The sequence below is a fragment of the Nocardioides phosphati genome (genome assembly GCF_014646375.1).
Classification (GTDB): domain Bacteria; phylum Actinomycetota; class Actinomycetes; order Propionibacteriales; family Nocardioidaceae; genus Nocardioides; species Nocardioides phosphati.
Genome location: NZ_BMNI01000002.1, coordinates 37,097 through 56,650 on the forward strand (window position 1 = coordinate 37,097; position 19,554 = coordinate 56,650).

The following is a 19,554-nucleotide window of genomic DNA, read 5'->3' on the forward strand; positions in this document are numbered from 1 at the left end:
CGGCGTCACGAGCCACCGCCCAGTGCAGCAACCTGCACGAAGCGCACCCGGGTCCCCGGCTCGAACAGCGCGGGGCGAGGAGCAGAGGGATCCCAGAGCACGACGTCCGTGCGCCCGACCAGCTGCCAGCCGCCGGGAGACGCGGTCGGGTAGACGCCGGTCCACGAAGCGGCGAGGCCCACGGAGCCGGGCTCCACCCAAGCCCGTGGCGAGGCGAGGCGGGGCACGTCCCACGGCGAGCCGGCCAGGTAGCCGAAGCCCGGTGCGAAGCCACAGAACGCCACCACGTGCTCGGTCTCCGTGTGGGCCGCCACGACCTCGTCGACGGTGAGCCCGAGCAGACCCGCCACCCCAGCGAGGTCGGGACCGTCGTAGACCACCGGCACCTCGACCAGCGGTCCGTCAGGCGTGTCGGCGGAGCCCGTCCAGTGACCCACGACGGCGTGCAGGTCGGCTGCCGAGCAACCGTCGACGAGCACGGTCGCAGCGGCGGGCACGACGTCGAGCGCAGCCACGCGTGAGCGCAGCCAGAGTGACAGCGCCAGCGCGTGCGCCGCGTCGTCGACCTCGACCAGTGCGGCGGTCGCGCCGACGGGGCGGACGGCGGTCACCCCGGGCACCCCCGACACCGACAGCACGGCTGTCACCGCACGAACGGAGCCAGCGACCAGCCCGCGGCCTCGAGCGCACGGCGTACGGCCAGGGCGGCGTCGACCGCGGACGGCGAGTCGCCGTGGACGCAGACCGAGTCCACCGCGTCGGCGAGGCGCACGGCGTTGGCCGCGACGACCTCGACCTCCTCGACAAGCGCGCCCGGCTGGTCGCGCGGAACCAGCTGTCCGGACGGCGTGTAGCCGCGGTCCGGGAAGCCCTCGCGGAAGACCTGCCTGCCGGCGGCCGCCGCTGCCGCGACGAAGACGCCTCCGGGCAGGCCTAGCACCGGCAGGTCACCCGACCCGGCGAGGACCGCGGCGGCCTGCTCCGGGTCGGTCACGACCCGGTTGTAGAGCGCGCCGTGGGGCTTGACGTAGGAGACGCGGACGCCGGCCGCATCGGCGATCTCGCAGAGCGTGCCGACCTGGTCGAAGACGTGGTCGCGCAACAACGAGGGCGAGATGTCGAGCGCACGCCGGCCGAAGTGCGCGCGGTCGGCGTAGGAGACCTGGGCGCCGATCGCGACGCCGCGCCGCGCGGCCTCCTCGCAGACGAAGCGCATGGTCGCCGGCGTACCGGCGTGGTAGCCGCACGCCACGTTGGCCGACGTCACCACGGCGAGCAGGGCGGCGTCGTCGGTGATCTCCTCGCCGAGGTCCGCGTTCAGGTCGATCGTCCGGGTCATGGCTCCATCCTGCCCGCTGCCCCTGACCACCCGCTGCGCCTGCGCCGTCGGTGCGGCTCGCTAGGCTCGCCGGCATGTCCGAGCAGCAGGTCGCGACGCCGCAGGCGCCCGTCGCGAAGAAGGTCCCCGTCACCACCACGCACCACGGCGACACCTTCGTCGACGACTACGAGTGGCTGCGCGCGAAGGAGGACCCCGAGGTCATCGCGCACCTCGAGGCGGAGAACGCGTACACCGCCGCGCAGACCGAGCATCTCGCGGACCTGCGCCAGCAGCTCTTCGACGAGATCAAGGCGCGCACGCGCGAGACCGACCTGTCGGTGCCCTACCGGATCCGCGGTCACTGGTACTACTCGCGCAGCTTCGCCGGCAAGGAGTACGGCGCGAGCTGCCGCGTGCCGGTCGACGGCCCCGACGACTGGACTCCGCCCAGGCCCGCCGAGGACTGTGCGCCCGACCAGCCGGCGCTCCCGGGTGAGCAGCTCCTGCTCGACATGAACGAGCTGGCCGACGGCCACGACTTCTTCTCGCTCGGCGGCTCGTCGATCGCCCAGGACGAGCGGCTGCTCGCCTACGCGACCGACGTCGTCGGCGACGAGCGCTACACGATCCGGGTGAAGGACCTCGCCACCGGCGAGCTCCTGCCGGACACCATCGAAGGCGTCATGGGCGGCGCGACCTGGGACCCGGACGGCACCGCCTTCTACTACGCCACGGTCGACGAGTCGTGGCGACCCGACAAGATCTGGCGCCACACGCTCGGCGCTCCCCAGGCCGACGACGAGCTGGTCTTCACCGAGCCCGACGCCCGCTTCTGGCTCGGCATCGGTCGCACCCGCAGCGACCGCTTCGTGATGATCGCGAGCGGCTCGAAGACGACCAGCGCCTACCGCGTGCTCGACACGCAGGACCGCGCGAAGGGCTGGCAGGAGTGGCCGCGGGTCGAGGGCGTGGAGTACTCCCTCGAGCACGCCATCATCGGCGGCGAGGACCTCTTCCTCGTCATGCACAACGCCACCGGCCCCGACTTCGAGCTGGCCACCGCGCCGATCACCCCGACCCCGGTCGACGCCTGGAAGCCGCTGATCGCCCACACCCCGGGCGTGCGTCTGGAGGACGTGGACGCCTTCGCCGGGCACCTGGTGGTGCACCAGCGCTCCGAGGGGCTGACCCGACTGCGCCTGCTCCCCCTCGACGCCGACGGCATCGCCGACGACTTCCTCGTGGAGTTCGACGACGAGGTCTACACGATCGGCTCGGGCTCCAACCCGGAGTTCACCCAGCCCGTCGTCCGCCTCGGCTACACCACGATGGCGCGCCCCGGCGCCGTGTACGCGTACGACGTGGCCTCGCGCTCGCTGACCCTGCTCAAGGAGTCGGAGGTGCTGCCGGCACCCGACGGCCGCCCGTTCGACCCCACGGCGTACGAGCAGCACAGGATCTGGGCAACCGCCGACGACGGCACGCAGGTGCCGATCTCGATCGTCGTGCCCGCAGGTGCGCCGCGCGACGGCTCCGTGCCCGTCCTGCTCTACGGCTACGGCTCCTACGAGTCGTCGATCGACCCGTACTTCTCGGTCGCCCGGCTCTCCCTCCTCGACCGGGGCGCCGGCTTCGCGATCGCCCACGTGCGCGGTGGCGGCGAGATGGGCCGGCACTGGTACGAGGACGGCAAGCTCCTGGCCAAGCCCCACACGTTCACCGATTTCGTCGCCTGCGCGCGCCACCTCGTCGCCGAGGGCTGGACCTCCCCCGACCGGCTCGTCGCCGAGGGCGGGTCGGCCGGCGGCCTGCTCATGGGCGCGATCGCCAACCTGGCCCCCGAGCTGTGGGCCGGCGTCGTCGCGCAGGTCCCGTTCGTCGACGCGCTGACCACGATGCTCGATGCGAGCCTCCCGCTCACCGTCATGGAGTACGAGGAGTGGGGCAACCCGACCGACGACCCCGCGACGTACGCCTGCATGCGGGGCTACGCGCCGTACCACAACGTCGCGGCGGTGGACTATCCGCCGATCCTCGCGGAGACCTCGCTCAACGACACCCGGGTGCTCTACGTCGAGCCGGCGAAGTGGATCGCGAAGCTCCGCGACACGGCCGTCGGGCGTCGCGAGTTCCTGCTGAAGACCGAGATGGCAGCTGGCCACGGCGGTGTCTCCGGGCGCTACCAGGCCTGGAAGGACCGCGCGTTCACCCTCGCCTGGATCCTCGAGCGGATGGGCCTGGCCTGAGCCCCTCCTGAGTCGCCCTGAGAAGTCCCTGAGATTCGTTGCCCGCGGCAACTTCCCGGCCCGATCACGCGTCAATGTGTGTGAAGGCAACACCGGGGTACGGGGGGAATCCCGCACCCACACGGGACGTTGCAGGAACGTGTGGCAGTACTCCCCGCTGTCACGCAAACGGGAAGGAGGGCTGCCATGACTGCAGGAACCCGTGAGATCGAGGGACGCGACAGCGTCGGCCTCTACCTGGATGAGATCGCCCGCAACCCGCTGCTCGACGCAGCGACCGAGGTCGAGCTCTCCAAGGCCATCGAGGCGGGCCTGCTCGCCGAGAGGCTGCTCGAGGAGGGTCGCTACGCCACGCGCGGCAAGAACCGCGCGCCGGGTGGCGCCACCCGCGAGGAGCTCGAGTGGCTCGCTGAGGAGGGGCAGCGTGCCGTCGACCGGTTCATCACCGCCAACCTGCGTCTCGTCGTCTCCATCGCCCGCAAGTACGGCCGCGCGCAGATGCCGATGCTCGACCTGATCCAGGAGGGCAACACGGGCCTGATCCGTGCGGTCGAGAAGTTCGACTACACCAAGGGCTACAAGTTCTCGACGTACGCCACCTGGTGGGTGCGTCAGGCGATCACGCGCGGCATCGCGCAGCAGGCCCGCGTCGTGCGCCTCCCCGTGCACGTCGTCGAGGAGATCAACCAGATCGGCTCGGCCCGCCGCACGCTCGAGCGCCAGCTCGGCCGCGACCCGGAGCCCGAGGAGATCGCCCAGGAGCTCGGCACGCCGCTGGAGCGGGTGCTCGACCTGATGGCATGGGGCCGTGAGCACGTCAGCCTCGACGCCCCGATCGACGACGACGGCGACACCTCGCTCGGTGACCTGATGGCGCAGGACTCCTCGCCCGGCCCGGACCTGGAGTTCCTCGACGTCGAGGCGCGCGACCGGCTCAACACCCTCGTCGAGAAGCTCGACGACCGTGCGGCCGACATCATCCGCTCGCGCTACGGCCTCGTCGACGGCCGCCAGCACAAGCTCGCCGACATCGGCGCCAAGCACGGCATCTCCGCCGAGCGCGTGCGCCAGCTCGAGCGCGAGGCCCTGCAGAAGCTCCGCCGCTTCGCCGACCCGGACCTCGCCGCCTGATCCTGCTCCCTCCCAGAAGCAGCCCGGCCGTCAGCCCGCCTCCCCGGAGGCGGGCTGACGCCATTTCTAGCGCGGAAGCTGGTCCCAGACCTGGCGGACGCGCTCGCGCAGCTCCTCGAGCGTGCCGGTGTTCTCGATGACGTACGTCGCGACGGCGAGCCGCTGCTCGCGGGAGGCCTGGGCCGCGATGCGCGCGGACGCCTCGTCCGGTGTCATGCCGCGGTCGCGGACCATCCGCTCGACCTGCAGCTCCGTCGGTACGTCGACCACGACGACCGCGTCGAACCGGTCGGCCTGGTTGGTCTCCACGAGCAGCGGGATGTCGTTGATGACGACGTCGTGCTCCCCCGCCGCCTGGTCGATCTCGAGGGCGCGCAGGAAGACCCGCGGGTGGATCACCTGCTCGAGGACCTTCCTCTTGTCCGGGTCCGCGAAGACGATCGCGCCCACCTTGGCCCGGTCCATCTCGCCGTCCTCGGTGAGGATCTCCGGCCCGAACGCTGCGACGACCTCGGCGAGGCCCTCGGTGCCCGGCGCCACGACCTCCCGCGCGAGCACGTCCGAGTCGATGATGATCGCGCCGAGCTCGGCGAAGATCCTCGAGACCGTGCTCTTGCCGCTCGCGATGCCACCGGTGAGGCCGAGACGAAGGGTCATGCGCGGGATTCTGGCACGCGCGAGGTGAGGACGCTGGCCGCACTCCTCCGGTTCAATGAAGTATGCCGTTCCCGAAGCGCAGGCGCGATGAACCGACCGGCGAGGAGAGGCGCGTGCTGCTCGTGGAGCAGCTGGCGATCATCGAGGCGATCGCGCTCGGCATGGAGCGCCGGTCCGAGGTGTTCGCCGCCGTTGAGGCCGCGGAGGACAACGAGGAGGCGCTCGCTCGGGTGCGTGCGCTGCTCGGCGTGGACGACGAGGGCGCGAGCGCCGTGCTCGAGATGCAACTGCGGCGCCTGACGCGCGAGCAGCGCGAGCGCTGGACCGCACGTCGCGACGAGCTGCGGCGCACGATCGCGGAACTGAGCACCTAAGCCCCCTCGCGGCCTCAGGCGTGCGCGACGGGACACATTGACCGTCCAACTGTCTGGTTTGTCCACGAACGTCGGGCACGTTGTGCGCCAACGTGTCCCTTCATGCACGCAGGGCGGCAGCCAGGCCCGCCAGCAGTACGCCGAGCGCCGCTACACCGGCGGCACCGACGAGACGCCCGAGCGAGCGGCGTTCGTGCCAGCCGAAGGCGCATGCCGCGAGCGCGACGACCACCGCCAGCACCAGTGAGCCGCCGCCCAGTGCGTTGGTCGCCCAGGTCGTGCCGACGGCGGCCCCAGCGGCCAGGCCCAGGAGAAGCCCGGCACCCGTCGGAAGCCGCCGCCCTCGCATCGTCCCGGCAACGGCACCGCCGACGACGGCGGCACCGGCGTACCAGACCAGGTGGCCCACCTCCTCGTCCCACAGGTGCGCGGTCTCGCCCGGTGCGACGTTGCCGATCGAGTTCGCGGCGAGGTGGATCCCGTGGCCCGAGGCGTAGAGCAGCGCACCCGCCGCGAAGGCCAGCCAGGCCCGCGGCGACGCCGCGGCAGCAACCAGCACCCACGCGGCCGGTCCGAGCACCAGCCACGGCACGAGCAGGTCGAGCCAGTCGTTCCACCGGGTGCCGGACGGCCCGTCCCACGCGGGCAGCAGCCCCAGGTGATGGAGGCTGGCGTAGGCCAGCGACGCGACGAGCAGGGCCACGCCGTACGACCGTTGCCTGTCATCCATGCGAGCACGGTAGCGACGACCGCCCGCCCCGGCAGGGAGAATGAGCGCCATGCCCCTGCAGCCCGGTGACCGCGTCGCCCTCCTCGTCCCCGGCTCCCGGTCGTACGTCGACGTGGTGCTGTCGCTGCTGGCCCGCGGCGTCTTCCCGGTCCCGCTCGACCCGCGCCTGACGGCGTACGAGCGCGAGCGGATCCTCGGGAACCTGGATCCCGCCCTGACCGTCACCGACGACACCCAGCTGGCAGCGCTCGCCGGCCCGCACGGCCTGCCGCTCGGGCGACCCATGCACGTCACCAGCGGCACGACCGGCACGCCGAAGGGCGTCTTCTCCGGACTCCTCGACCCCGCCGACGCGCAGGCGCTCGTTGCCGAGGAGCGCGACCTCTGGGGCTTCGAGGCGACCGACGTCAACCTCGTGCTCAGCCCGCTCTACCACTCCGCTCCCCTGCGCTTCGCGATGGGAACCCTGCTCGCCGGCGGCCAGATCACTGGCTTCGACGCCGACGGCAGGCAGCCGGCGTTCGACCCGGCGGGCATCACCGCGACGATCGAGCGGGAGCGGCCCACGACGATGTTCTGCGTGCCCGCGCACCTGCAGCGCCTCTTCGCCCACTGGGACGAGCACGGCACCCCCGACCTGGGCTGCTTCCGGCTCGTGGCCCACGCGGGAGCCGCCTGCCCCGAGCCGCTCAAGCGCCGGCTGATCGATGCCTTCCCCGCGGGGAGCACGTGGGAGTTCTACGGCTCGACCGAGGGCCAGTTCACCGCCTGCCGCAGCGAGGAGTGGCTCGAGCGACCCGGCACGGTCGGACGCGCTCGGCCGGGGCGCACGCTCCAGCTCGACCAGGACGGCCAGATCTGGTGCACCGTGCCGGCGTACGCCCGGTTCAGCTATTTCAACGACCCCGCCAAGACCGCGGCCGCCTGGCGCGAGACGGCCGACGGGCCGGCGTTCAGCGTCGGTGACCTCGGGCGCCTGGACGCCGAGGGCTACCTCTGGCTCGACGGACGCCGCGAGGACCTGATCATCACCGGCGGCGTCAACGTCTACCCCGCCGAGGTCGAGAGCACGCTCGCCGGGCACCCCGGCGTCGCCGACGTCGCGGTGTACGGCGTGCCCGACGACCACTGGGGGCAGCGCGTGGTCGCGGCAGTGGTCGGCACCGCGACCGCCGACGAGCTCGACCGCTGGGCGCGCGAACGACTCGCCCCGCCGAAGCGCCCGAAGGAGTACCGCCACCTGGCGGAGCTCCCCCGGACGCTCACCGGCAAGGTCCGTCGACGCGACCTGGCCTGAATCAGGCCGTCACCTCGACGGGCAGCGAGCTGGTGTCCATGGCGCCGTAGCCCTTCACGGGGACGAGCCAGATGGAGTACTGGTGACCCGCCACGCCCTGGAAGGTCGTGCTGGTGTCCTTGACGTAGCGCTGGACGCCGGACGTGCCGGCGGTCAGGTCGTGGAGCCAGACGTTCTCGCTCGAGGCGTAGGTGACGGCGCTCCAGGCGACCGTGATGGCACCGCCGGCGACCGTCACCGACGGCACCGGCGCCCACTGGTGGTCATCGGCAGGATCGGCGGCCATCGCCGCTGATCCACTGCCGATGCCGAGCTGGGCCAGGCCGCCCTCCACCGAGGCGGCGATCTTGCGCTGCCCGCTCGCGGTCGGGTGCAGATAGTCGAACGTGTCGCTCCACATCGACAGGCTCGCCAGCGGTGCCAGCGTCACCCGTTCCGTCGCGGTGTCCAGGTCCGCGGCGAGCCGCCCGAGCATCGCGTTGTAGTCAACGACGCCCGCCGCCCACGTCTCGGGGATCGGCACCAGCACGACGTCCACACCCCGGTCGACGTTGCGCGCCTGCGCGATCTGTTCGCGCCAGTGCGCCTCCAGGTCGGCGACGCTGGTCCCCGCGAGGAGGTCGTTGACGCCGATCAGGCCGACGACGACATCAGGACGGTAGGACCGCGCGAGCGAGGCGAGCTGGTAGTAGCCGGACATGAACTTCATGCCGGCCAGCGACGCGTGGTCGCGGTCGAACGCCGGGTTGCGGTAGCCCTGGCTGTCGAGCTTCCAGGTCGTGTACTCGACCACGTCGTTGCGCGGGCCGACGAAGTCGAAGGCCTGGCCGGCCTCCGTCAGTGACTGCCAGACGCGGTAGCGCCAGGTCCAGTCACCGTTGAACCCCTGCGTCAGCGAGTCGCCGAAGAGCATGATCTTCGGCGGCGCCGACGGCGCCCCCGCCTGCGCCGCGGACGGTGCGGCGACCAGTGCCAGAGCAGTCAGGGCACCCGCAAGACAGCATGAAAATATACGACGCAGCATGGCGCCATCCCCTCCCAGGAAGCGTGGCCGCGGGGCCTCCCAACCCAACGGCACCGGAATGGAAACCGGCACTCGTCAATCTAGCGGAGAAGGGCGCGGAAGGACAGGACTTGTCCGACTTCGCGCGTGGCGCCCGACCGGGTCACTCCCGGCCCGGGGCACGCCGGGTCAGAGCCGCGCCGGGTCAGAGGTGCGCCGGGTCAGAGATGCGCGTCGAGCCAGGCGAACATCTCGGTGAGCGTCGCAGGCGGCAGCGTCAGGTGCGTGGCACCCGGCACGACGGTGAGCTCGAAGTCGGAGCCCGGCGCAAGCCGGTTGCGCAGCCAGTCCGCCGGCGGGAAGTCGACGACGTGCCCTCCGAGCGAGAGCGCACCGCCGTGCAGCCGGATCACCGGGTCCGCGTCACCGTGCCAGTGCCCGATGGTCACCGGCCCCGTCGCGCACGGGCCACGCCAGCTCGCCGCCCAGACCGCGATCGCCCGGTAGCGGTCGGGGTGGGTGCAGATCGCGCGCGTGGCGAGGAGACCGCCGTTGGAGACGCCGGCGAGGCCCACGCGGCCGGCCGCGATCGGCGTACGGGCGGAGGCGTCGCGGACCAGGTCGTCGAGGTAGCCCAGGTCGTCGATCGGCCGGAACGTGCAGCACATCCCGGCATCCCAGGAGTGGCGCGGACCCGCCGCCACACCGAAGGCCGGGACGACGTCATTCGTGACCTGCCCCAGGCGCTCGAAGGCCCCTGCCACGATGGCGGGCGCCTCGCCCTGGCCGATGCCGTGGAGCCAGACGACCAGCTTGCGGGGCGCCGCGAGCCACGCAGTACAGCCCGGGGAGCCCGTGCAGGTCGGGATCGCGACGTAGTAGCTGCGACCGCCCGGCAGCGGGTCGAGCTGCGGCTCCCAGCCGATCTTCGCTCCCTTGCCCGGGTCCGGCAGCTTGATCAGACCGCGCGCACCGGACGCCGACGCGGACGGCGACGCGGACGGCGACGCGGACGGGGACGCGGACGGGGACGCGCTGCCCTTGCCGTGCCGGGCCGGCTCACCACACCCGGCCAGGACGAGCACCAGGAGGGCGAGGGCGAGAACGGCGTGGCGACGGAGCTGGACGGACACGGAGCCAGTCTCACGCACCACTCAAGCGGTGCCGGCCGCCGGGCAGAACGTACGCCGGTACTGCTGCGGGCTCACTCCCCGCGCACGTGTGAAGTGGTGCCGCAGGGTCGCGGCATTGCCGAAGCCCACCTGGTCGGCGATCCACTCGACCGGCTGCTCGGTGGTCTCGAGGAGCTCCTCGGCCGCCGCCACGCGCTGGCGGGTGACCCAGCTGTGCGGCGTCGCGCCGGTCTCGTCGCGGAACCTCCGCGCGAACGTGCGCGGCGACATGTGGGCGCGCCGGGCGAGCGACTCGACGCTGTGGTCGTCGCGGAGGTTCTCGACCACCCAGACCAGCAGCGGCCCGAGCGTCTCGGCGTCGCAGGCGGGCACGGCGCGGGCGATGAACTGCGCCTGGCCGCCGTCACGGTGCGGGGGCACGACGGCGCGGCGGGCGACCATGCTCGCGACGTTCGCACCGTACTCCTCGCGCCAGATGTGCAGCGCGGCGTCGAGGCCGGCCGCACTGCCCGCAGAGGTGACGACCTGACCGGTGTCGACGTACAGCACCTCGGGGACGACGCGCGCGGTCGGGAACTGCTTCTGCAGGCGCTCGGTGTACATCCAGTGGGTGGTGCACTCGCGCCCGTCGAGCAGGCCGGCCTCGCCGAGGGCGAAGGCGCCGCTGCAGACGGAGAGGATCCGCGCGCCGCGGGCGTGGGCCGCGCGCAGCTCGGCGAGCACCGGCTCGGGAGTGCCACCGAGCGTCGGGGTCGCGGAGACGGCGACGAGGTCGGCCGAGCGGACCCGGGAGAGGTCGTGCTCCGGCTGCATCGTCAGGCCCATCGACATCCGCACCGCGTCGCCACCGGGCGAGCAGACCGCGAAGTCGAGGACCGGGACGCCGTGCTGCGAGCGGTCCAGGCCGAAGGCCTCGCAGAGCACGCCGAGCTCGAAGGGGGCCGCGCCGTCCCACACCATCACGGCCACGTTGGTCAGCATGCAGCCACTCTTCCACCGGCATGGCAGTTAATCAACCATCAACGTCATATCTGCCACTGGTGGCAGGATCACCTGCAGGGAAGAATTACTGCCATGACCAGCATCCTCGCCCTCGCCGCCCTCCTCGTCCTCCTCGCGCTGCTCGTGCGGTATGCCCGCAACGACCACTTCACGACCGGCTCGCTCCCCCACGACCGCTTCCGCGACAGCGACACCTGGCTCCTGCAGACTCCGCGCCGCCTGTTCTGAGAAATGCCGGACGGCGGCCACCCCACAGGGTGACCGCCGTCCGGTGCGTGCTGATCAGCTGATCAGTGAGGGACTCACTGGCCGCCGGTGAGCTTCTCGCGAAGCGCCTGGAGCGCCTCGTCGGAAGCCAGCGAGCCGCCGGTCTCCTCGACCGGAGCCGCGGAGGAGTACGACGAAGCCTCGCCGGCCTCGGCGTCGGCCGCCTTGGCCTCGGCCTGCTGCTTGACGTGGGCCTCCCAGCGGGCGTGAGCCTTGGCGTACTGCTCCTCCCACGTCGCGCGCTGCTCGTCGAAGCCCTCGAGCCACTCGCCGGTCTCCGGGTCGAAGCCCTCGGGGTAGACGTAGTTGCCGGCCTCGTCGTAGGTGGCCGTCATGCCGTAGAGCGTCGGGTCGAACTCCTCGACGTTCGCAGCGGTGTCGGTCTCGTTGGCCTGCTTGAGGGACAGCGAGATCCGGCGACGCTCGAGGTCGATGTCGATGATCTTGACCATGACGTCGTCGTTGACCTGGACGACCTGCTCCGGGATCTCGACGTGGCGCTCGGCGAGCTCGGAGATGTGGACGAGACCCTCGATGCCCTCCTCGACGCGGACGAAGGAACCGAACGGAACGAGCTTGGTGACCTTACCCGGGACGATCTGGCCGATCTGGTGGGTCCGGGCGAAGTGCTGCCACGGGTCCTCCTGCGTCGCCTTCAGCGACAGGGAGACGCGCTCACGGTCCATGTCGACGTCGAGGACCTCGACGGTGACCTCGTCACCGACGGTGACGACCTCGGACGGGTGGTCGATGTGCTTCCAGGAGAGCTCCGAGACGTGGACGAGGCCGTCGACGCCGCCGAGGTCCACGAACGCACCGAAGTTGACGATCGAGGAGACGACACCCTTGCGGATCTGACCCTTCTGGAGCTGGGTCAGGAAGCCCTGGCGGACCTCCGACTGGGTCTGCTCGAGCCAGGCACGGCGCGACAGGACCACGTTGTTGCGGTTCTTGTCGAGCTCGATGATCTTCGCCTCGAGGACCTGGCCGACGTACGGCTGCAGGTCGCGGACGCGACGCATCTCGACGAGCGACGCGGGCAGGAAGCCGCGGAGGCCGATGTCGATGATGAGGCCGCCCTTGACGACCTCGATGACGGTGCCCTCGACGACGCCGTCCTCCTCCTTGACCTTCTCGATCGTGCCCCAGGCGCGCTCGTACTGCGCGCGCTTCTTGGACAGGATCAGACGGCCTTCCTTGTCCTCCTTCTGGAGGACGAGGGCCTCGACCTGGTCGCCCACGGAAACGACCTCGTTGGGGTCGACGTCGTGCTTGATGCTCAGCTCGCGGGAGGGGATGACACCTTCGGTCTTGTAGCCGATGTCGAGGAGGACCTCGTCACGGTCGACCTTGACGATGGTGCCTTCGACGATGTCGCCGTCGTTGAAGTACTTGATGGTCGCGTCGATAGCCGCGAGGAAGTCGGCCTCGGAACCGATGTCGTTGACGGCCACCTGGGGCGCGTCGTAGTCCGGGGCAGTCGAGAGGGTGCTCGTCATGAGGAGGAAGTAGTCCTTGGGGATGGATGGAGTCGTGCGGGCACACCAGAAGCCACTTTTCACCACCGTTGGAGCGGTCGCACGGGAACGTGCGGTGATGGCGAGCGAGGGTCCCCTCTGTCCGGGACACAGGCAGACAACTGGTGCAACCGTCAGGATACCTGCGGGCGACCCGCGGGGTCCAACCGGCCTCCCGGCGTGGACCTACCCCCACACCCCGTCGTACGCCGCCCGCGCAGCGTCGGCGAGCGGCTGCGGCGCCCAGGACAGCACGCTCGCGAGGTCGTCGCCGGGTGAGCCCGCGTGGGCGGCCTCCCAGTCGAGCACCCCGGTGACCCGCAGGCGGACCGGGTCGACCAGGAGCCGAGCCGCCGTCAGGTCGCCGTGCACGAGCACCGCGCGGCCGGCCGTGCGCTCCCCCGGCGGGAAGGGAGCGACGATCAGCTCGGCGTCGCGGAACTCCCCCGCCCGCAGCATCGGCACGCCGGCGAGGCGGGCCAGGATCCGGCCCACGTCGGCGCCCACGGCTGCGAGCTGCTCGTCGGAGAGCAGCGGCAGGAGCTCGTCGAGCCGCTCGCCCGGCAGGAAGCCGGTGACCACCAGGGCGGGCATGTCGCCGACCGGGCGGCGCACCTCCCGCACCTCGGGGACGGGCACGATCCCGCGGAGCAGGGTCATCAGCGCCACCTCGATCGCGTAGCCCTCGGAGCCACGGCGGTCGGGACGCACCCAGAGCCTCACCACGCTGATCTCGTCGCCGGCCTGGGCCAGGAACGACGACTCCGACCGTCCGCCCGGGAGGGGGCGGAGGCCGGAGTCGAAGAGGTCCACGGACGGGATCCTCCCACGCGTCACACGGTGCGGTGCGAGGCGTTCTGGTTCTTCAGCGTGCTGTTGAGGTTGACCTTCGCCCCCGCAGCGACGGACTGGTACGAGCCGCCGTAGCTGGAGTTGAAGTACACCCGGACGGTGTGGCCGGTCCGGTTCCAGACCGAGGCGGCGTGGTTCTTCACGCAGACGCCCTGGCCGTTGCCGGCGGTCTTGAACTCGTAGCAGGTCGGCTGCGTCGCGCCGTAGTCGGCCTGCGAGGCCTTGTGGTCCGACATCGACCCGGCCTGGTAGCTGTTGTAGTAGTAGCAGAACTCCCCCGCCTCGCAGACGCCGTTGCGCGTGGGCGTCGTCGTGGTGCCGCCGGCGAACGCCTTCAGCTGCGTGAGGGTGCCGTTGAAGTAGTTGCGGTCGACGGTGGCGTCCGGGATGCCCCGCACCGCGGCGGTGGAGGTGTACTGCCACATCTTCCAGCTGGTCCAGCCGCCGGGGATCCGCGGGCTCGTGCTGTAGTGCGCGATCCACAGCGGGTTGCCGGAGTGCGCGGTCGTCTTCATGTAGGTGTCCCAGAAGGACGGGTACGTGTAGACGATCGGCGTACGGCCCGAGAGCCGCTTCGTCTCGTTCAGGAAGGCCGTGACCCAGCCCTGGAGCTGCGTCGGGGTGAGCCCCTTGGCCTTCTCGATGTCGAGCGCCGGCGGGAGGCCCCCCGTGACCTGGCGGCTCCGGATCGTCGCCCAGTAGTGCCGGGCCTCCCCCACCGCGTCGTCGACGACCGGAGTGCCCGGGTCGGCGAAGTGGTAGGTGCCGACCACGAGTCCGGCTGCCTTCGCGCCGTCGAAGTCCCGGCCGAACCACGCGTTGTCGTAGTTGCCGGTCAGCCCCTCGGTCGCCTTGACGATGGCGAACTTCTCGGTCTGCGCGACGGTGCCCCAGCTGATCGCCGCCCCGTTGGGGTGGTTGTGCGCCGAGACGTCGACGCCGGTGACGCCGTACGACGCGGTGGCGGTCGGGGCAGTGGCCGTGATGCCGGCCAGGCCGCCGATCGTGACGGTGACGGCGGCGAGTGCGCCGGCGAGCTTGCTCACGGAGGTCCTCATGGCGATCACTTCAGCCGGATGAACTGGCTGAACTGGTCGGCACCCTCACCACGCGTCGTACGACGCACGCTGTAGGTGTAGGGGTGCACGTGGTTGTACTCCTCGATCGAGAAGGTGCCGTCGGAGTAGACCGCCCGGACGAACGCGACGTGACCGTAGGTGCCGGAGTTGCGGACGGCGACGTCACCGGCCTTCGGGGTGCTGTAGACCGGCACGCCGGCGGCACGGGCCGCGTCGTCCCAGTGGTTGGCGTTGCCCCAGTGCTGGCCCTTGTAGGAGTTGTTGAAGTTGATGCCGAGACGGTTGTGGACGGCCCAGGCGGCCCAGCTCGTGCACTGGCCCTTGTAGAAGTACCAGGGGTCGACGCCACCGGTGGCGCCCTTGTACGGGTAGTTGTCGATCGCGGCGTACGACGTGCCGGAGGTCGACGGCTTGGGTCCGTGCGAGGCGTTCTGGTTGTAGAGCGCGGTGCCGTAGAGGTTCTTCTTCACGCCCGACGCGACGTCGACGTACTTCCCGCTGTAGTTGCTGTTGTAGTAGACGCGGATCGTCTTCGAGGTGCGGTTCCACACCGAGGCCGCGTTGTTCTTGATGCACTTGCCGTAGCCGGCCTTGCCGGGCGTCCGGAAGGTGTAGCAGGACGGCGTGGTGGAGCCGTAGCTGGCGAGCTGCGCGCCGTGGTCGGAGATCGACCCGGCGAAGTTGCTGTTGTAGGCGTAGCAGAACTCGCCGCTCTCGCAGACGCCGTTGCGGAGCGTCGACGCCTGGGCAGGGGTGACCGCCGCGAAGAGCGACGCGAGGACCCCGAAGAACACGGCGAGTGCCATGGCCCTGATCCGAAGCATGATGTTCTCCCTCTGTGGTGGGTGGTGTGTGCACCGGTTGGTGAGACCAACCCTCGGCGCCGCAGAGGGGGCGGCGGAATGGGGAGAACTCCCCTCGGGGCCCTGCGGCATGGGGAGAACTCCCCACTACGCTTCCGGGCATGGAGCAACAGCCGCACCGGCCGGTCCGCGTCGAGCGACGCCCCGTCTCGGAGCAGGAGTCACGGCGCGCCAACGGCCCCGACTGGGACAGCTACGCCGACGAGTACCAGGCCACGCACGGCGAGTTCCTCGGCGACGTCGGCTTCCTGTGGGGACCCGAGGGGCTCACCGAGGAGCAGCTGCGGATCCTCGGCACCGACCTGACGGGCAAGGACGTGCTCGAGGTCGGCAGCGGCGCAGGCCAGTGCTCGCGCTGGCTCGCCTCGCAGGGCGCGTGGGCGGTCGGGCTCGACCTGAGCTTCCGCCAGCTGCAGCACTCGCTGCGCATCGACGACCAGGCCGGCATCGAGGTGCCGGTCGTGCACGCCACGGCCACCGACCTGCCGTTCGCCGACGGCAGCTTCGACATCGTCTTCTCGTCGTTCGGCGCGCTGCAGTTCGTCAAGGACATCGAGCACATGGTCGGCGAGGCCCGGCGGGTCCTGCGCGAGGGCGGCACCTTCGCCTTCTCGATCACCCACCCGACGCGCTGGATGTTCCCCGACGACCCCTCCGAGGAGGGCCTCGTCGCCTCGCAGTCCTACTGGGACCGCACGCCGTACGTCGAGGTCGACGACGAGACCGGCGTGGTCTCCTACGTCGAGCACCACCGCACGCTCGGCGACTGGGTCACGATCCTGGCCGGCGCCGGATTCCGGATCACCCGCCTCGAGGAGCCGGAGTGGCCCGAGGGCCACGAGCGGATCTGGGGTGGCTGGTCGCACGTGCGGGGCAAGTACACCCCCGGCACGGCGATCTTCGTCGCCACCACCTGATCCGCCCGCGGCCCTGTCGGTGCGGGCGGGCGCTCAGACCAGCCGGCGCCGCAGGAAGCCGGCACCCGCCGCTGCGGCGAGCAGGCCGCCTCCGGTGAGGACGCGCAGCACGTTGCGGCTGCCCGCGCCGTCGTCGCCCTCGATCACCAGGTTGTACGCCGTGAGCCCGACCGCGCCCTTCGGGGCGCCGTACGCCATCTGCTCGGCGTCCGCGCGCTTGCCACCGGCCTCCATGACCGCGACCAGCTCGCCGTAGTCCTGGGCGGCCTTGCGACCCTTGCCGGCCATGACCCGGGCCCCCTCCTTTGAGAGCCGCCCGGCGCCGTCGACCAGCCGCGGGGTGCCGGTGCGTGCCTTGAGGAGCCCGTCGGCGAGCTTGCCCGATCCGTCGGCGGCGTCCACCAGGCCGTCGGCCAGCTCGGCGTTGCCGTCGGCGAGCTTGCCCGATCCGTCCGCCGCGTCCACCAGGCCGTCGGCCAGCTCCGCGTTGCCACCGGCCACCCGGCGCGAGCCGTCGTGGGCATCGTGCGCACCGGCCGCCAGGTCACGCGTGCCGTCGGCGAGGCTTCCCGCACCGTCGTCGAGGAGCCCGAGACCGGTGCTCAGATCGCCGGCGCCGGTGTAGGCGTCGCCCGCGCCGTCATCGAGCGCGAGCACTCCTGCGACCGCGCCGGTCAGGCCGCTTTCCAGGTCGGCGAGGCCCTGCCGGATGACGCCGAGGCCACCCGCGAGCTGCTTCGCGCCCGCGTTGGCCTTGGTCGCGCCGTCGGCTGCCTGCTGGGCACCCGGGATGAGCTGCGTCTGCAGGCCGCCGATCGCCTGCGCGAGGCCACCCGAGACCTGACCCAGACCGCCCGAGACCTGGCCGAGCCCGCCAGTGACCTGCGTGAGGCCGTTGCGGGCGTCGGTCAGCTTCGACTTGCTGTCCTGCACGCCGGGGATCAGCTTCGTCGTGACGACGCCAAGGCACGTGGGGCCACAGTCGAGCGTGGTCAGCAGCTGGAGGCCACCGAGCAACTGGTCGATCGAGCCACCGGCGCCGACCGCGTCACCCAGGCCGGCGATGACCTGGTCGACGCCCGCCTTCGACTGATCCACACCGGACTTCGACTGGTCGACGCCGCCCTTGGCGCCGACGAGGCCCGGCGTGGCCTGGCTGCCGTCACCCTTGAGCTGCACGAGGCCGGCGGAGAGCTGACCGAGGCCGGTCTCAAGGCGCGACAGCCCATCGAGGAGCGTGCCGGTCGAGCCGGCCGCACCGAAGCCGGCGAGGACCTGGTCGACACCCACCTTGAGCTTCGCCGCACCGTCGGCCGCCGCGGGGAGCCCGTCCACGTCGGCGAGCGAGCCAAGGCCCGCGCTGATCCGCGCGAGTCCGTCGCGCAGCTCGGTGCTGCCCAGGGCGGCGTCATGGGTGCCACCGCTCAGCCGCGCGGCGCCGCCGGCGATCCGTCCGGAGCCGTCGTCAAGCCTCGCCAGGCCCGCGTCGAGCTCCTTCGACCCGTCAGCGAGCTTCCGCGCACCCGGCAGCGCGTCGCCGGCGAGGCCGTCGGCCAGCGTCTTCGACCCGTCGGCGAGCTTGCGGGCACCCGGGAGTGCGTCGTCGTTCAGCCCGTCGCGCAGCCGGTCGGCGCCGTCGTGGAGCTGGATGAGGCCACCGAGCAGGTCCTGCGCGCCGTCGCGGAGCTTGAGGAGGTTGGCATCCATCTCGCGGGCGCCGGCGGCCAGCTCGTTGCCGCTCGCCGTGCCCTTGCGGTAGCCGTCGGCGGCGGTGGCGAACGTCGGGCTCTCCATCGGGTTGACCGGGAGGGCCGCGACCTCGGCGCGCGGCACGACCGCGTCGCTGACGTCCGCCTCGTAGACGAGCGTGGTCCGGGGCGAGCCGATCGGCGGGAAGAGGGTCATCGTGAAGCTGACCTTGGTGCCCCCGCGGCCGTCCCCGGCGAGGTTGCCCCGCTCCGAGCTGACCTCGGCGAACGACGCGGGCAGCGTGGTGGTCAGCGTGCCGGCGTACGGCACCGCCACGGGGACGTCGCGGGTCGTGGTGCCACCGCGACCGTCGGGGATCGTGAGCTGCTGCGTGCGCGCGGTGGTGTTCTCGACGGTGTACTCCACGCGGAGGTGGCCGGAGGCACCGACGACGTCGCCGGGCTCGACCTCCTTGCCGTCGAGCAGGTAGCGGACCGAGACCTTGAGCGGCAGGTCGGCGTCGTGGTCGCTGACGGTGCGCTCCCGCACCGTCCCGCCTGCGGCGTCGAGGTCGTACGTCGCCACCTGGGCGCCGTGCTTGACGGCGAAGCCGCCGAAGCCGTCGAGGTTGCGCAGGCCGTGGGTGCTGACCGGGTTGGTCACGGTGACCTTGCCGGAGCCCTGGACGACGAGCTGCTCGTAGACACGCTGCGACTGCACCTTGCCGGTGGGGTCGAGGTAGGCCTGGACGGTCTCGGTGTCGACGACGGAGGCGTCGCCGTCGTGGTGCGCCGATCGCTGGGCGGCGGAGGCCGTGAGCGGCATGGAGGCAGACAAGGCCAGAGCGGCGACTCCTGCGAGTGCGAGGCGCGTCTTCATCGGGCGACCTCCTGCGTCGTGGCGGACGCCGGCGCACCGGTCAGGGCCGCGGCCAGGGCACCGGCCACCACCCCGAGCGCGACCGCGACGACGAGCGCGGAGACCGCGGCGAGCGACGTGGTCATCACCTCGGACGGCGCAGCCGTGTAGGCGACCTCGTAGGTGCCGGCGAGCGACGCGGCGCCGAGCAACGCCGGCCAGAGCGGCAGTCGGAGGAGCGACACGGCGGTGACGCCGACGCCCACGACGAGGCCGACCGCGAGCGCGCGACCGGCCGTGGTGTCGGGCAGCAGCGCGGCCCTCGCGGCGTACGCGGCCCAGGCGAGGGCCAGGCCGACGCCGAAGCCGGCCAGCCGGGCCGGCAGTCCACGGTCGGGCACGAGCGCGACCACGGCGCCGGCACCGAGGCCGGCGAGTGCGACCGGGCCCAGGCCCGCGTCGAGCGCGGCCCCCGGACCCGACAAGAGGACGGCTGCGATGGTGAGCAGCAGTCCGGACAACAGGTTGACGCGCATGGTGAGGCGTCCCTTCTCGGGCGCGCAGCGGCGCCCCTCCCTCCTTGCGGGCCTCCCAACCCGCAGCGCCTACCGTCACCCC

General features: G+C 71.7%; 19 protein-coding genes. 6 read left to right on the forward strand and 13 right to left on the reverse strand.

From position 1 onward, the window contains the following. Nucleotides 1-5 precede the first annotated feature (5 nt). Together IEX47_RS05080 and IEX47_RS05085 are read right to left on the reverse strand one after the other, a co-directional pair. Nucleotides 6-647, reverse strand: coding sequence for a 5-oxoprolinase subunit B family protein (locus IEX47_RS05080; protein ID WP_229662644.1), 642 nt, complete (start codon nt 645-647; stop codon nt 6-8). Further along, nucleotides 644-1,339 (reverse strand): LamB/YcsF family protein, encoded by a 696-nt coding sequence (locus tag IEX47_RS05085; RefSeq protein ID WP_188782936.1) that lies wholly within the window; start codon nt 1,337-1,339, stop codon nt 644-646. Before IEX47_RS05085 ends, IEX47_RS05080 begins: the two co-directional genes overlap by 4 nt. A 74-nt stretch (nt 1,340-1,413) precedes the next feature. Between IEX47_RS05085 and IEX47_RS05090 the strand changes: the two genes are divergently transcribed. Next, a complete protein-coding gene (locus IEX47_RS05090) occupies nt 1,414-3,567 on the forward strand; it encodes a S9 family peptidase (protein ID WP_188782937.1) in 2,154 nt (717 codons plus the stop codon). 186 nt (nt 3,568-3,753) lie between these two features. Further along, the gene (locus IEX47_RS05095; RefSeq protein WP_188782938.1) at nt 3,754-4,698 is read left to right on the forward strand and encodes a sigma-70 family RNA polymerase sigma factor; all 945 of its coding nucleotides are present in this window, start codon (nt 3,754-3,756) and stop codon (nt 4,696-4,698) included. A 66-nt stretch (nt 4,699-4,764) separates the two neighbouring features. Here IEX47_RS05095 and coaE read toward each other — a convergent pair whose 3' ends face one another. Continuing rightward, complete coding sequence (coaE, locus tag IEX47_RS05100; protein WP_188782939.1) at nt 4,765-5,355, reverse strand: dephospho-CoA kinase; 591 nt, start codon at nt 5,353-5,355, stop codon at nt 4,765-4,767. Nucleotides 5,356-5,468: 113 nt separating this feature from the next. Between coaE and IEX47_RS05105 the strand changes: the two genes are divergently transcribed. Beyond that, nucleotides 5,469-5,729, forward strand: coding sequence for a DNA gyrase subunit A (locus tag IEX47_RS05105; protein ID WP_188782940.1), 261 nt, complete (start codon nt 5,469-5,471; stop codon nt 5,727-5,729). 100 nt (nt 5,730-5,829) lie between these two features. Here the strand turns inward: IEX47_RS05105 and IEX47_RS05110 are convergent, their stop codons facing one another. After that, nucleotides 5,830-6,459 carry a hypothetical protein gene (locus IEX47_RS05110; protein ID WP_188782941.1) on the reverse strand — a complete coding sequence of 210 codons (630 nt, stop codon included), beginning with the start codon at nt 6,457-6,459 and terminating at the stop codon, nt 5,830-5,832. Between the two features lie 49 nt (nt 6,460-6,508). Between IEX47_RS05110 and IEX47_RS05115 the strand changes: the two genes are divergently transcribed. Next, a complete protein-coding gene (locus tag IEX47_RS05115) occupies nt 6,509-7,756 on the forward strand; it encodes a class I adenylate-forming enzyme family protein (protein WP_229662645.1) in 1,248 nt (415 codons plus the stop codon). A 1-nt stretch (nt 7,757) separates the two neighbouring features. Here IEX47_RS05115 and IEX47_RS05120 read toward each other — a convergent pair whose 3' ends face one another. From IEX47_RS05120 to IEX47_RS05130, 3 genes are all read right to left on the reverse strand, one after another. Beyond that, nucleotides 7,758-8,780 carry an SGNH/GDSL hydrolase family protein gene (locus IEX47_RS05120; RefSeq protein ID WP_188782943.1) on the reverse strand — a complete coding sequence of 341 codons (1,023 nt, stop codon included), beginning with the start codon at nt 8,778-8,780 and terminating at the stop codon, nt 7,758-7,760. Between the two features lie 200 nt (nt 8,781-8,980). After that, on the reverse strand, nt 8,981-9,892 hold the full coding sequence (locus IEX47_RS05125; RefSeq protein ID WP_188782944.1) for a CE1 family esterase: 912 nt from the start codon (nt 9,890-9,892) through the stop codon (nt 8,981-8,983). 21 nt (nt 9,893-9,913) lie between these two features. Beyond that, nucleotides 9,914-10,873, reverse strand: a complete 960-nt coding sequence (locus IEX47_RS05130; RefSeq protein WP_188782945.1) for a GlxA family transcriptional regulator — start codon at nt 10,871-10,873, stop codon at nt 9,914-9,916. 93 nt (nt 10,874-10,966) lie between these two features. Between IEX47_RS05130 and IEX47_RS05135 the strand changes: the two genes are divergently transcribed. After that, nucleotides 10,967-11,122: a hypothetical protein gene (locus IEX47_RS05135; RefSeq protein WP_188782946.1), complete on the forward strand. Its 156-nt coding sequence runs from the start codon at nt 10,967-10,969 to the stop codon at nt 11,120-11,122. 74 nt (nt 11,123-11,196) lie between these two features. Here the strand turns inward: IEX47_RS05135 and rpsA are convergent, their stop codons facing one another. The 4 genes from rpsA to IEX47_RS05155 form a co-directional block, all read right to left on the reverse strand. Beyond that, complete coding sequence (gene rpsA, locus IEX47_RS05140; protein WP_188782947.1) at nt 11,197-12,660, reverse strand: 30S ribosomal protein S1; 1,464 nt, start codon at nt 12,658-12,660, stop codon at nt 11,197-11,199. 204 nt (nt 12,661-12,864) lie between these two features. Beyond that, a complete protein-coding gene (locus tag IEX47_RS05145; protein ID WP_188782948.1) occupies nt 12,865-13,491 on the reverse strand; it encodes a phosphotransferase family protein in 627 nt (208 codons plus the stop codon). Between the two features lie 20 nt (nt 13,492-13,511). After that, entirely contained in the window at nt 13,512-14,588 is a 1,077-nt protein-coding gene (locus IEX47_RS05150) for a GH25 family lysozyme (RefSeq protein ID WP_188782949.1), read from the reverse strand. A 5-nt stretch (nt 14,589-14,593) separates the two neighbouring features. Next, on the reverse strand, nt 14,594-15,415 hold the full coding sequence (locus IEX47_RS05155) for a CHAP domain-containing protein (protein WP_229662646.1): 822 nt from the start codon (nt 15,413-15,415) through the stop codon (nt 14,594-14,596). A 158-nt stretch (nt 15,416-15,573) separates the two neighbouring features. Here IEX47_RS05155 and IEX47_RS05160 point away from each other — a divergent pair, with 158 nt between their 5' ends. Then, the gene (locus IEX47_RS05160; RefSeq protein WP_188782951.1) at nt 15,574-16,389 is read left to right on the forward strand and encodes a class I SAM-dependent methyltransferase; all 816 of its coding nucleotides are present in this window, start codon (nt 15,574-15,576) and stop codon (nt 16,387-16,389) included. 33 nt (nt 16,390-16,422) lie between these two features. Here IEX47_RS05160 and IEX47_RS05165 read toward each other — a convergent pair whose 3' ends face one another. Both IEX47_RS05165 and IEX47_RS05170 read right to left on the reverse strand, forming a co-directional pair. Next, nucleotides 16,423-18,957: a YhgE/Pip domain-containing protein gene (locus IEX47_RS05165; RefSeq protein WP_188782952.1), complete on the reverse strand. Its 2,535-nt coding sequence runs from the start codon at nt 18,955-18,957 to the stop codon at nt 16,423-16,425. Beyond that, the gene (locus tag IEX47_RS05170; protein WP_188782953.1) at nt 18,954-19,472 is read right to left on the reverse strand and encodes a hypothetical protein; all 519 of its coding nucleotides are present in this window, start codon (nt 19,470-19,472) and stop codon (nt 18,954-18,956) included. The genes IEX47_RS05165 and IEX47_RS05170 overlap by 4 nt, the downstream gene beginning before the upstream one ends. Between the last annotated feature and the right edge of the window lie 82 nt (nt 19,473-19,554).

Coding starts and splice junctions, on each gene's coding strand:
- IEX47_RS05085 (WP_188782936.1), bottom strand. CDS start 1,339: ATGACCCGGACGATCGACCTGAACGCGGACCTCGGCGAGGAGATCACC.
- IEX47_RS05090 (WP_188782937.1), top strand. CDS start 1,414: ATGTCCGAGCAGCAGGTCGCGACGCCGCAGGCGCCCGTCGCGAAGAAG.
- IEX47_RS05095 (WP_188782938.1), top strand. CDS start 3,754: ATGACTGCAGGAACCCGTGAGATCGAGGGACGCGACAGCGTCGGCCTC.
- coaE (WP_188782939.1), bottom strand. CDS start 5,355: ATGACCCTTCGTCTCGGCCTCACCGGTGGCATCGCGAGCGGCAAGAGC.
- IEX47_RS05110 (WP_188782941.1), bottom strand. CDS start 6,459: ATGGATGACAGGCAACGGTCGTACGGCGTGGCCCTGCTCGTCGCGTCG.
- IEX47_RS05115 (WP_229662645.1), top strand. CDS start 6,509: ATGCCCCTGCAGCCCGGTGACCGCGTCGCCCTCCTCGTCCCCGGCTCC.
- IEX47_RS05120 (WP_188782943.1), bottom strand. CDS start 8,780: ATGCTGCGTCGTATATTTTCATGCTGTCTTGCGGGTGCCCTGACTGCT.
- IEX47_RS05130 (WP_188782945.1), bottom strand. CDS start 10,873: ATGCTGACCAACGTGGCCGTGATGGTGTGGGACGGCGCGGCCCCCTTC.
- IEX47_RS05135 (WP_188782946.1), top strand. CDS start 10,967: ATGACCAGCATCCTCGCCCTCGCCGCCCTCCTCGTCCTCCTCGCGCTG.
- rpsA (WP_188782947.1), bottom strand. CDS start 12,660: ATGACGAGCACCCTCTCGACTGCCCCGGACTACGACGCGCCCCAGGTG.
- IEX47_RS05150 (WP_188782949.1), bottom strand. CDS start 14,588: ATGAGGACCTCCGTGAGCAAGCTCGCCGGCGCACTCGCCGCCGTCACC.
- IEX47_RS05155 (WP_229662646.1), bottom strand. CDS start 15,415: ATGGCACTCGCCGTGTTCTTCGGGGTCCTCGCGTCGCTCTTCGCGGCG.
- IEX47_RS05160 (WP_188782951.1), top strand. CDS start 15,574: ATGGAGCAACAGCCGCACCGGCCGGTCCGCGTCGAGCGACGCCCCGTC.
- IEX47_RS05165 (WP_188782952.1), bottom strand. CDS start 18,957: ATGAAGACGCGCCTCGCACTCGCAGGAGTCGCCGCTCTGGCCTTGTCT.
- IEX47_RS05170 (WP_188782953.1), bottom strand. CDS start 19,472: ATGCGCGTCAACCTGTTGTCCGGACTGCTGCTCACCATCGCAGCCGTC.